Here is a 12,882-nt window from a genome sequence, read left to right as displayed (position 1 = left end):
CCGATTCCATGAGATCCAAAATTCCCAATGTTATCATATTTTATCGGGACAATTTCTTCCCCTTTGGTATTGATGAATCCAACCTTCTGATCTTTCTGAACCAGTGCCCATCCGATTCCGTGCGATCCAAAGCTTCCTACGTTGTCATAAGCTAGACTCTGACAATAGGAATAATCGATAAGCAAAAAGCTGATTAAAGCGATTAAAAAAATTCGTTTCATAGATCTACGTTTTTCTTATTTTGATAAGGAACAACAGCACTTTCAATTAGTAGCCTTCCAGTTCCAATTTTCTCTAACAAGGCTTAATTTACCAATTTTCACTAAATTATAAATAACAACTAGTGAGAAGTAAAGGTAGTCTCGTCAAAGCTTAGAATTTAGTTTCATATTCACCAACCAGTCTGACGGAAAAAAAGCAGTCTAAAGAGTGCATTACCGTACTGAAATCCTGTTCCGCACAGAGCTCACAATAGCTCATTAGTTAGGGCTTGCTGAAAAAGTCTCAGGCATGCCAGGTTCAAGGCGGCCGAGTGAAGATGTATGCTTATACTTCGAATGAGGCCAACGTAGAAGATGATATGGCTGAGGCTAGCTTGAAAATCCCAAAATAGGGATTTTCACGTGCCTGGATAACGACCTATAGTCGTCAAAAAGCTTGCAGTTGCTGAAAAACCGCTCGCATAAAAAATGGGCTAATCATTCAAAAAAATAGATTTTAATCTATTCATGGCGTTTTTCAGCAGGCCCTAGTTAGGTGTGCCTTTTATTTGATATGCCTAGTATCATTAAGGCGGATTTTCATCAATGATAAGTTTTTAAGCTCAATTGGTTTTTTTATTACATCAAAACATCAATTGAAAGACTGGCGAAATTCCAACGGGGACATCCTGGTTTTCTTTTTGAATAGGGTACTGAAAGACTGGGACTGCTCAAAGCCTAAGGCATAAGCGATTTCACTAATTGACAAATTGGATGAGGAAAGTTGTTCCTTCGCTCGTTCAATTAATTTTTCATGAATGTGTTGCTGTGTGTTTTGCCCGGTATGGACACGTAACAGGTCACTCAGGTAATTCGGTGACAAATTCATTTGCTTTGCTATATACTGAACAGTCAACAAGCCTGTTTGCTCAGTTTCAAAATACTTGTTAACTACCTGTTCAAAGTTGATTAGCAACTGATGATTGCCTGTTTGCCGGGTGATGAACTGCCGCTCGTAAAATCGTTTTGAATAATTCAAGAGCAATTCAATCTGGGAAAGAATAATTTCCTGCGTATGCCTATCGATAGGTGCACACTCCTTATCTATTTTCTTGAGAATCGAAATAAGGTCCTCTTCCTCCTCTGCCGACAAATGAAGCGCTTCATTGGTTGCATAAGAGAAAAATCCATATCTGCTCATGCTCTGGGCAAGGGGATGCTTCATCAAAAAATCCGGGTGGAAAATCAATAGATATCCTGAGCCGCACTCCATGGTCTGAAGGTCTAATTGTTGAACCTGATTGGGCGCTGTGAAACTTAAGACTCCTTTATCGTAATCGTAATGTTGCTGTCCATATTTTATTTTGCCTTTTGCTTCCCTTTTTAATGCAACGCAGTAAAATCTGTTCACAAAACCTTTCCACACCTCGTCTTCTATAAAGATACTATCTGCTAGATTAATCATGCTCACCATGGGATGCTTGGGCTCCGGCAACGACAGCAAGCGGTGAAATTCTGATATAGATTTTATGGTATTCATGGTCTAGGTTTTACTGGTAAAGCAATATCCGAAGAAAGCGGATGCATGATGAAATGCAGCCGCCAGCACAAGTTAATCAATAAGTCCCATGCTAAACTCATCATAGGGCAAGCCTGTATCAGTACCCAGAGGGACTATACTTTCCAACTGGGTAAGCTCAGTCTGACTTAGTTTGACATCTACCGAAGCTATATTCTGCTCCAAGAATTTTCTACGCTTGGTTCCAGGAATTGGCAAAATACCTTTGCACATGATCCATGCTAACGCCAGCTGTGAGGAGGTAATTCCCTTTTCTTCCGCCATGGTCTCTATTAATTTGACCAATTCAATATTCTTGTGGAAATGCGCTTCCTGAAAGCGTGGGATTGCCCTTCGGAAATCATCTTCAGGCAAATCACTTATGCTGCGAATGTTCCCTGACAAAAAGCCTCTGCCTAAAGGCGAGTAGGCGACAAAACCTACCCCCAGTTCCTTCAAGGTTTGTAGCACCCCACGCTCCTCCACTGTACGCTCGAACAAAGAATATTCGCTCTGTACAGCGGTGATGGGATGAACTGTATGAGCTCTTCTGACTGTATCGGATGATACCTCAGAGAGACCTAAATAGCCCACCTTTCCTTCTTTCACCAGCAAGCTCATAGCCTCGATGGTCTCCTCAATAGGGGTATTTTTATCCAGTCGGTGCAGGTAATACAAGTCAATGTAATCGGTATCCAGGTTTCTCAGGGAGCGCTCCACCGCCTTTTTCACATATTCCTTGGTACCATTAATCGCCCAGGTCACTTTGTTTGTATCGTCTATCTCCCAGCCAAATTTGGTAGCAAGGACGTATCTATCCCTGTTTCCCTTGATCGCTTTAGCAATAAGCTGCTCATTTTTGAGCGGCCCATAAAGATCTGCTGTATCCAGGAAATTACTGCCTAGTTCAAAAGATCTGTGAATCGTAGCTATCGCTTCTTTCTCATCTGCTTTGCCATACATATTGCCTTCTTCAAAGCCCGTCATACCCATACAACCCAATCCGATTTTCGGAACACGAAGTCCCTGACTTCCTAATTCTATTTTCTTGATATCCATAAATCTTTGTTTTAATGTTAGGACAAAGTTCAGCTAAAGTACCCTCACCCCTGTTTGCAAAACCACGAATGATGTATGCAAATCAAGGATGGCATACGCAATAGGTAAGATTTATAAATCCAGCAAAGAAAAATTATCGGAAAACCTGGCTAGAATAGAAGGAAATCGGTAATCCACCTCAGCAACCCACTAAACCAACATTTTCATCATAAAATGGGTGGGTAGTTTAGCGCGAGCTATACATACTTTTATAAGCTGCAGGGTATAGGTTAAAAAAGGACACCTAATCACCGAAGATAGCTTTGCACTATTACCCGGATTAATAACTGTATTCCTTAATAAACCAGTCATGTCAATTACTAACTAGACCGAGATTGGAAAAAATTCTTTGCAATCCCCAATTCCCGGAATACCAGCCGGTTTTTCATCTTCAGGCTACGGCTTCTTTCTGCGATTTCCCGGAGTGTTTTGAGTACCTGCAGGGTATGATCCCCTTTATTGATCATAATGCATTCTGCCATTGAAGCCCTTCCTGCATCTGTGATTTCTGCCCGGCTAGCAATACCGGATTTATGGAGACTTTCCAAGACCTGGGTAGCCCAGATCACCGGTGTATGGGCGGCTTCGCAAAGCCAGGAAATTTCTTCCTGAATTTCCACCAGCCTTTCAAAACCAATCTCGACTGCCAGGTCTCCCCTAGCGATCATCACACCAAAATGGGGATGTTTCATTCCTTCCAAAAGTAAGTGGGGCAAGTTGTCCACCGCTTCTTTGGTTTCTATTTTTAAAATAACCGGGGGAACATCACTTGAAAAAGAGGCGAGTTCTTCCCGTAGTTTTTGAAGATCAGAAGCCTTACGTACAAAGGAAAAACCTACTGTATCTGCATGGCTCATCACAAAAGGAAGACAGGCGATATCATAGTCTGTCAAGGATGAAATAGGCAAATCTGAGTCTGGAAAATTAATCCCTTTTTCTGCCTTGATTTTGGATTTTTTGGAGGAATCCCGTGCTATTTTTAGACGGACTCCCCGCTCCAGCAACTCCTCTACGGTAGCCATTATCAGCCCATCGTCTATAAATACTCTCTCCCCGACCTTCAGGGCAGAGATCACGCCGGGTTCACCTGGACTGATTACCACATCTTTCTTAGAAAATTTTTCCTGGGATTCAGCCAACCAGATAGTTTGTCCCTGCTTTATTTTCACTTTCCCTTCCTCTTTTCCCTTTTGGAGCAGAACAACCCGCAGTTTGGGTCCAGCCAGATCAAGGTGGATTTTACATTCTATATTTTCCTGGGCACTTTCCTTCCGGATTCTCAAAATCATTTTCTCCCATACCTCCTCACTGTCATGCGCGCAGTTGATTCTGGCGACAGCCATACCGTTTCGCAATAGATCACGGATGGCATGCTTCTTTGCCAAGAAAGCCGGATCCATAGTTACCATGATGGAAGAAGGCCATTCCTGATGCGTATGCCCAAATAACACCTCGCCCGTCTGACTGATCCTATCACTGCCGTATTGGGCTGTACTTTGATCCTTTACTTCAAACTCCCGTCCAAGACGCTCCATAGTGGATTGGAGCTGGAAATGCGTGTGACTCTCACAACTTGCCAACGAGGAAAGTCCCATCAGGTGCAAATCATTTTGCAACTGTTGGATATCGGTCTTTCTTAAAACGAGGTATTTCAGCAAGTTTTGCGCTGATAGTAATCGGTCCGGGTGAATATGTGATAAGATCTCTGCAAACTCTCCGGGGATGCTGGACATTTCTGACTCCAGCGCTGAAAGCGCTACGGTTATTTCTTCAAGATTGGGTTCCATATCACATATGTCTTATTCTACTATCTCTTTAACCGTTTTCTTCAAAAGCCGAAACTTATATTTGGACACCAAACTGTATGTGAATCACATTTGAAAACTACAGGTCATGACTTGCTGTAGCTGGTCATAGTCCAATTATAAGCATTGCAAATAGGACATGCAAAGCAAGTGGAATCCCAAGGTGAATTAACTATAAAAACTAGCTGCAGATTTTATTCTTTCTTATATTCTATAATATCTCCCGGCTGACAGTCCAACGCCTCACAAATAGCTTCGAGCGTGGTAAAACGAATGGCCTTGGCTTTTCCGGTTTTTAAAATCGAAAGGTTTGCAGGGGTGATTCCAAGAATCTCACACAATTCCTTCGATTGCATTTTTCTCCTTGCAAGCATCACATCCAGGTTTACTATGATTGGCACAATTAAATTATTAAATCGTTTTCCTCCTGCAGCGTAATCCCCTCTTTAAAAACATCGGCCAAAAAGAACATCAGGTATCCCAAAATCAGAAACACCAATAACTCGGTAGATAACAAATCCATTACTCTACTGGAGGTATGAGCCCAAGCCAAAAAAGCAACGTCTATAATGAATGTACCGAAAGCAAAAGCTAGGAATGATTTCCCTGCTCTCTTAAAAGACACACTCACTTCGGGTTGAAAAACACTATTCCCCTCAAACAACTTAGTGGTTCTGTTGAGTTGGTAAAGCCCCAAAATAATAAATCCAAAAACCAGGATGTAAGCCAATGCAAACACAAGATAGGCAGTGGTTGAAATCTCAACCGTATTGTTCATGAGTACCACCTTAGAAAAAAATGGTTCATCGGGTAGATCCCATTTCTTAATCAACTGAAAAGTCCACTGAAGATAATCGATCAATTTGGTGGTGGCAAAAATGACTCCAATCATGTAAATGACAGTAAAGGAGGCTCCCTTCTTACCTGTGCTTGCTGTTTTTCTGTTCATTGTATGTAAGTTTTATTATTGCAAGTCTATAAAAATTTATCGTAAAACAATAATTAAATATCAATTTTTAATAATTGAATAACAGCAGCTTCACAATCACATAGCAGACACCAAACATCATGCGCTATAGGTAATGCTTTTAAACTCCATAGGAAGTTGATGTTTAGTCCCGTGAATATCCCCAGGTCACTTAGAAGATTAGGCAGGCTTGCGACGGTTAACCTCCATCTAGTTGAATTTAAAGTAGTCGCTGAATGCTATTCCTTCCATCATTCCTGCTACTAGGGCGAAAAAAGCCTTGGCTTTGTCCCTTGGCTTTATATTACTCCAATTGGCTTTAAAGCAAGTCTCAACTTTCTCAAATTAATTTAATTGCGTTCTCTTTCTGCTTACTTAAAATCAATTGCCAGTAAGCAGCTTGAGTAAGAGTAAAACTAAAGAATCAAGCAATTCCAAAATAAAAGCTGAGCATTCCTAAGGTGTTGAAAAAACCGTGAACCATGATATTAAACCACAAATCGTATTTGCGCAGGTAGAATATAATGCATAGGAGAGATCCGGTAGATGCAGCGACTATCTGTCCGGTGATCCCTTGCTGCATATGCATGTAACCAAAAAAACTGGAAAATATCAGAATATTAATCACTAGACTGATTTTGCTTTCCCCAAAGAATTTGACAAACTGTCGCATTAAGTAGCCGCGAAAAATAATTTCTTCTCCAAATGCAGCAGTAGCCCACACGATTAACAACCAAACAACAGTGGTTGGAAGATCACCTTCCAAGTGACGCATACTTGAATAATCAATAGGAACTCCCGTGAGCATTTCGACTCCGGGCACTATGGCGAATACATACAAAACAAAAAGCCCAAAGGCTACCAAGGGGGCAAGCACAAAGAGGTTTTTGGCAGTGAATTTATCACGATAAAATCCAAGTGCTGAAAATGGTTTTCCCTTGTATTCAAAATAATTAGCCGCAATTATCACTAAGGAAATAATGACATTTTCAAAAGCGGTCCGGGTGATCGGGCCAAAGTACATGAAGATAACAATGGCGAGGGTAGCTATGGGAAGTATGACTTGCTTTAGCGATAATTTATTCATCTTTCTGCTTTTTTAAATTGATACAAGGGCAATATCAATTTATGCTACCTACCTAGAAAGCTGTTTAAACTGGACTATCGTAAATGTCGGTTGAATTGCGATAGCCGACAGATTACCCGTTCATCCAATTCTTAAAATCGCCGGTTTTTGACCTGCTTACGATGAATTCCTGCTCTCTTGGGTTGCTCACAGAAAGCCTTACCCGATGGTTGAAATAAGGCTCCAATTTCAAAATGGAAGATTTAGCGACTATCTGTCCCCGGTTGATTTTGAAGAATTTTGTTTGATCCAGTGTACTGAATAACTCATCTATAGTCTCTTCAATAATAAATCGTTTGTGATGCGTAACGCCAAAAGTGATGCTATCCTCAGAATAACAATACAGTAAATCAGCAATTTTAAGCTGTACAAATCCATTCCCTGATTTAACCAATATCCCATCTCTTTCGGCAGGCGTTTGAAGGTCACGGAGTAGTTGGGTTAACGTAGCAGTATCCACCGTAGCAGAACTGTTGGATTGGAGGAATTTGTCAAGTGCCTTGCTAAGGTCATCTTTTTGTATAGGCTTCAGTAAATAATCCACACTGTTGACCTTGAAGGCCTGAATGGCGTATTGGTCAAAGGCCGTTGTAAAGATAATTGGAGCCTTTACGGTTGTTTTCTGAAAAATTTCAAAGCTCAACCCATCGGCTAACTGAATATCCATGAATACCAGATCCGGGCTGTCGTTCTGTTGAAACCAGATCACCGCATCTTCTACCGTATCAATGATTTCGAGCAATTCGAATCTAAAGCCGCAGGCTGTCAACATTAATTGCAGCTGGCTAACAGCCCTAATTTCGTCTTCGATGATTAAGATTTTGGTAGTCATTCTTCAAGCAAGCTAGTATCCAACAACGGGAGCGAAACGGAAAACAGATGGCCGTCATTCTCTATTTCAATTGGTCTGTCTGTAATGAGCGCATAGCGCTTTTTAATATTTTCTAACCCCACCTTAGTAGAAGGGAGTTGTGTGGATTTTTTTTGGATTTTATTAGTAACTACAATAAAACCATTTGCAATACTAATGTTGATCTCCAGTGGCCTAGACCTGGAAATAACATTGTGTTTAATGGCATTTTCCAAGAGCAATTGGAGGCTCATGGGTGCAATAATTTTATCTTCGATCGCTATAGGGATGTTCCAATTCAATTTCAGGTTGTCACCAAACCGTTCTGATTGTATATGCATATAAGCTTTGGCAAACTTCAGCTCCGCCTTTAATGAAATCAAATTGGTGTCTCCTGATTCCAACAAAAAGCGATAGATATCCGATAGTTTATCTACAAATTGCTTCGCATCCTCCCTGGGGCTTTGGTCAATTATATCCCGCAAGGTATTCAAGGTGTTGAAGAAAAAATGGGGTTGAACCTGATTTCGGAGGGTGTCAAGTTCGGCTTGAATGATCGCTTGCTTTGCCTGTTCTTCTTCTCTGACTGATTTTTTAAGAAGAACGAAGAAGTAAATAGCTTCATAAATGGCCATTATCATGGTCGTGAGAAAAACGATGACGACCAATGACCTGGCCCTTTCCTGAAAATCATAGCTGACATTCTCCACGAACAGGGAGATTAAACTGACCCCAACAAAATCAACAATAGTTACAGTTAGTAAAGTCCCAATAAAAAGCAGCGTTACCCGCTTGGCACTATCCTTTAAGCTGGGATAAATAATTCTTAAGCGTATTAAGATCAACCTATTGATCAGCCAATCAGAAGCTGAAAAAAATAAAGAAGCTACAAAGGTGATGATGAGTTCAATAGTACTAAGCTGAACTACTGTTAGATTAAAGAGGTATGAAGCTGACAAGCCCAACAGCAGCACACCAATGGCAGCAAACCATCTATCATCAAACCCCAGGTATTCTATCCGCTTGTATTTATTTGTGATCATTCAAATCCCAATTTCTACTCATTTCGACGTAAATCTCTATACTGGGCTCAACTTACGAAAGTACTTTGAGTTGAATCATCGTTAATCGGGTTTGAATTGAAAAAGTTTGATGACATAAAGGGCTATGCCGTCCATCTTAATATCAGTTCAGGTGTGTTCCTGTTCAGGAATCTTTAAGCTTCTATCCATCATACTATAAAACCTTAAATCTGCGGTTTTAAGTCCAAGATGGCATTCTGTGAGGCTTTCCTGAAATGTAAAGAGTGCTTTTCATCCTTTGGACTAGTGTCAGCTGAAAAACGCCATCAATTGCTCAAAAGCTATCATTTTGAATGTTTCTGCCATTTATAATGGATTATACCTGGATTCCCCCAATCCTTCACTATATAGTCCAGTCAGTACACAGGGACATTAAATATCCTCTTGTGTGACACTTGGAGGAAATCTTGTTTTACCCTTAGAATATGGACATTCGTTGACTTGACTTAACTTAAATCCACCCTAATTCTTTTACCGTTACCTCAGCATCCACGTTCCCGGTATGAGCGGTTGTCTTCGGCTCAAAGAGCAGATTCAAAACGATTTCTCCGTTAGTATGTGGACGGTGTTCCACTCCTTTGGGGACAATCAGAATCTCTCCCTCCTTGACTTCCACGGTCCGGCCATCCCGAAAGTCCATGAGAAGGGTCCCTTTAAACACCATAAACAGTTCATCTTCATTATCGTGACTGTGCCAGACAAAGTCGTTTTTGAGTTTACAAAGCTTGACATATTGTCCATTGAGCTCCCCGATGATATGTGGAGTCCAGAGCTTTTCAAACATGGAGAATTTCTCCAAAATGTTGATGGGTTTGATTTCTTTCATAGTTCTCTGGTTTTTAGGATTAGGTAGTGTTCCTGGTTAAAGTTTATCCAGCCCCCCCTTTCGTAGTAAATAGAATTCTGCTCAACCCGGATCTTGCCCAATAGTATTAACCTGTTCAAACAGATCTGAAATAATATGTTGCTTAGAATCAGGAGTCACTTCTCGAAAATACTGGATTAAGTCTAAGGTGGTTGCATAGCGACTGGGCTTTTTTAGATTATCGAAAGAATGCCAATCATTCAGAAAATTCTGTAAAGCAAGGTTCACATTTTTTTCGCCTATCTGCCTTTGGAATTCGTACATAGCCAGCGCTCCTTTATTGTAGTAGATGTGTTCTTCATTTTCAACCAAGGCTAAAGGCAGCTCCTCTATACTGGACTTAATAGTAGCTTCTGTGTAGTCCTCCAACTGGAGTTTCAGAAATTGTTGGACTTTTTCATCCGCATATTTTTCCCTGAGCACCATCATGGCTGAATACTGTGCCAGGGCTTCCAAAATCATGTGCTGTCCCTGCACGTTGGCAGCTTCGAGTTGCAAGCCCCACCATTGGTGAGCCACTTCATGCGCCGTAACATAAAAAGCCATGTCCACATCTTTTTCATCATCAATGTCCAAAATAAAACCGATGGCCTCCGAAAAAGGAATGATGCCAGGTAGGGATTGGGCGAAAGTTCGATACCTTGGAAACTCCACGATTCGAAGTTGTCTGTATTGGTACGGACTGAAATACCTGCTAAAATAATCCAACGACATTTTCATCGATTCCATCATCCGTGAGAGGTTGTATTCATGTCCTTTGTGATAATAAATCTCCAAATCCACCACTTCCTCCACCGTATTGCCAGATGGAATAGTGCTATCTCTCATTACCTCATAGTGAGCTGATACAAAGGGATAAAAGTGGATGATTGGCTGATTGGTTTTGTAGTGAAAATAATTACGATCCTCCTTATTCCATGTTGCCACTAAATCACCGGAGGTCAAAGCTGTTTGTGGCGCTTCTGTACTGATTATTACTTCTAAGTTGGTACCATCTGAATCACTTCCACCACGGGCATTTACCAATTCTCTCGCGTCATTGCGTTTGGCTTTATGGAATCTTGTAGCCAGCCCAAAATTGGCTCGATCATCCTCATCCTGCAGCTCATATTTTTTCTGATAACCAAAACTCGGCAATTCAGCATTGTCGAAGAAGGTCCCGTTATATACCACATCCGAAACGGAATTATCTGCTTCAAACCCCTTTGGATTTAAGGTTTGTCTGAAATTCATTCTCAGCGTATCACCGGGGGCTAGAGATTCGCTTAATTCGTAGATGGCATAATGATAGTCAGAATACGAGTTGTTTATCTTCATGCTGCGATCAAAGGCCACATCCGTTAGTTCCACATTTGACTCGATTAGCTTTTGAACATGGACTTCATGGATGGGTTCTTGGGATGTATTGGTGACAAGATAATATCCTGCTACTTCATAGGCTCTTTTGGATGGGAATAGGTCTATAGTGAGTTTGACATCTATTATTTTGGGCTGTGGAATAAATTCAAACTGCTTCAGTGACTTTTCGTATTCCGCTCTGAAACTGATTTGTTCACCTTTTGTCCAGAATTCATTCAGCACATTGGTATTGTAAAAAATATACCCTCCAACACTGAGGAAGAGTATGAAGCAACCTAAACCAAAAACTGCGAGAGGTTTTCCAGTTTGCTTGAGTCCACTTATCCATCGTTTTCCCAAGCCCGTTTCGTTGCCCTTAACCATCAACATACCGGCGAAGATCAGGAGCAGCACTCCAAACAAGACCCAATACAGTTTCACCCAGAGATAGGCAGGCAGAAAGTGGCCATAACCATTCATATCCGAGTAAGTGGACAGCGCATGTCCACCAAAATTGAGTAAGGCATGTTCCAAACCGAAAACGCCAATGCCTACATTGATGATAGCAAACGCGATGGTGGCGAGCATGCCCATAAACTTATTTCCGGTAAGCGCCTGAAAAAACATCGCCGCAAAGGTATATAAGGCCAGAAATGGAAATAACTCCAAAAAGAACCCAAAGAAATAAACCTTCAATTCGTAGTTATGGAAGCCATTTAATGTCTGAAACAGCATCCCTGCTGCAGTGAGTGAAAGCATGACAATGGCATAGATGAGCAGTAATGCAAGGAACCTGCTACCCACATTCACCATACTGGAAATAGGAGTAGCATCATGAATGAGGTCAAGCTTTACGTCCCGTTCCTTCCACATGATTTCACCGGAATAAAAAACCAGGATGATCATGAAAAAGTAAATGGACATCTCCCGTAATTCTTCGATAATAAGATAAGTGGTTGGATAACTATCCACGCCATAGGAGGTGCCCAGGCTAACAGAATTCACAAGAATAATGATGAAACAGCACAGGATAATTGCCCAAAAGGATTTGAGCTTGAGTATGGAAACGCCATGAAACCAAGTGTTGAGTAGTAGCTGTCTGATCTGCGCATTAAGATGAAATACAGGAGATACAGCAGGCAGCCTCTTGGAAAATGTATGCGGTAAGGATTTGACTTTGTGAATCTGCTTTTTATAAAAAGCCTTTTCATTTACCACCATCAGCTTGAACTTGATATAGGCACCTGTCAACACCCAAATCCCAATCCCTGTCCAGAAGAGTTTGTTGAGCAGCATAATACCTGACACAGGAATAAGCAGAGAATTCCTGTCCGCAACCGTCCACTCCTTACTTGCCTTTGTCAATGTGGTAAGGGAAAAAGGATCCAGCAAGGCTTGAAGCGTCTCGTTAGTAATGCCTTTGGTAATCATGAACAAAACAAATATGACCACACCTTGCGTGTAAACCACCATCAGATTTTTGCTAAGGGCACCAGTCGCAAAAAACACGCAGGCGCCAAAAAACAAGGTGGGTAAAACAACCCATAAAAAGGGCTGCAGGTAATTGATGTATCGAAAAGGTAAAAACTCGGTTGGATCATTCCAGGGCATAAATTCTCCAATCATCATTCCCCAAAGTATCCCACTGAAAATAAAGAGTAGTACAAGAAAGGATCCCAAGAAACGTCCCACTAAATACTCCTTCTTGGAGATTGGATTGACATAAATAAGGGAAGTAACGTCGTACTGAAAGTCCCTCAGTACAGGAACACCCATAATCATCGAAGCAATGATCATCGACAAGCCTGTAATTGCCCCCATGGTTTTAGCAATGACCAGTGGAGAATTCTTCTTCACCAATCCTAAATCAATCCCCTGAAAAACGAATTCAGTGCCTACTACAGAGAATAAAAACAAAAGCAGGAAAAAGAAATACGTTTCCGGTCGCTTCAATCGGTACTTAAATTCGAATATGAAAAACTCGTAAAGCATG

General features: G+C 41.2%; 11 protein-coding genes. All 11 read right to left on the bottom strand.

Features of this window, described 5'->3' with window-relative positions:
* Positions 1-221, bottom strand: a 221-nt coding sequence (locus tag BM386_RS21755; RefSeq protein WP_139235967.1) for a WG repeat-containing protein, incomplete at its 3' end; no start/stop codon positions are given.
* Positions 222-852: 631 nt separating this feature from the next.
* On the bottom strand, positions 853-1,740 hold the full coding sequence (locus BM386_RS21750) for a helix-turn-helix domain-containing protein (RefSeq protein ID WP_091698049.1): 888 nt from the start codon (positions 1,738-1,740) through the stop codon (positions 853-855).
* Between the two features lie 72 nt (positions 1,741-1,812).
* Positions 1,813-2,817 carry an aldo/keto reductase gene (locus BM386_RS21745; RefSeq protein ID WP_091698047.1) on the bottom strand — a complete coding sequence of 335 codons (1,005 nt, stop codon included), beginning with the start codon at positions 2,815-2,817 and terminating at the stop codon, positions 1,813-1,815.
* A 359-nt stretch (positions 2,818-3,176) separates the two neighbouring features.
* Positions 3,177-4,643, bottom strand: a complete 1,467-nt coding sequence (locus BM386_RS21740; protein ID WP_091698045.1) for a pyruvate kinase — start codon at positions 4,641-4,643, stop codon at positions 3,177-3,179.
* A gap of 212 nt (positions 4,644-4,855) precedes the next feature.
* A complete protein-coding gene (locus BM386_RS21735) occupies positions 4,856-5,062 on the bottom strand; it encodes a helix-turn-helix domain-containing protein (protein WP_091698044.1) in 207 nt (68 codons plus the stop codon).
* A gap of 2 nt (positions 5,063-5,064) precedes the next feature.
* Positions 5,065-5,610: a DUF2975 domain-containing protein gene (locus BM386_RS21730; protein WP_091698042.1), complete on the bottom strand. Its 546-nt coding sequence runs from the start codon at positions 5,608-5,610 to the stop codon at positions 5,065-5,067.
* A gap of 442 nt (positions 5,611-6,052) precedes the next feature.
* Positions 6,053-6,715 carry a CPBP family intramembrane glutamic endopeptidase gene (locus BM386_RS21725; RefSeq protein ID WP_091698041.1) on the bottom strand — a complete coding sequence of 221 codons (663 nt, stop codon included), beginning with the start codon at positions 6,713-6,715 and terminating at the stop codon, positions 6,053-6,055.
* Positions 6,716-6,827: 112 nt separating this feature from the next.
* On the bottom strand, positions 6,828-7,586 hold the full coding sequence (locus BM386_RS21720; protein ID WP_091698040.1) for a LytR/AlgR family response regulator transcription factor: 759 nt from the start codon (positions 7,584-7,586) through the stop codon (positions 6,828-6,830).
* Positions 7,583-8,647, bottom strand: a complete 1,065-nt coding sequence (locus BM386_RS21715) for a sensor histidine kinase (protein WP_091698038.1) — start codon at positions 8,645-8,647, stop codon at positions 7,583-7,585. The genes BM386_RS21720 and BM386_RS21715 overlap by 4 nt, the downstream gene beginning before the upstream one ends.
* Before the next feature lie 490 nt (positions 8,648-9,137).
* A complete protein-coding gene (locus BM386_RS21710) occupies positions 9,138-9,512 on the bottom strand; it encodes a cupin domain-containing protein (RefSeq protein ID WP_091698037.1) in 375 nt (124 codons plus the stop codon).
* Between the two features lie 81 nt (positions 9,513-9,593).
* Entirely contained in the window at positions 9,594-12,881 is a 3,288-nt protein-coding gene (locus BM386_RS21705) for a M1 family aminopeptidase (RefSeq protein ID WP_091698035.1), read from the bottom strand.
* Position 12,882: the final 1 nt, after the last annotated feature.

The organism is Algoriphagus locisalis (assembly GCF_900116615.1).
Lineage (GTDB): Bacteria > Bacteroidota > Bacteroidia > Cytophagales > Cyclobacteriaceae > Algoriphagus > Algoriphagus locisalis.
Note: the sequence above shows the minus strand (reverse complement) of the source record. Positions and strands in the feature narration are given on the sequence as shown.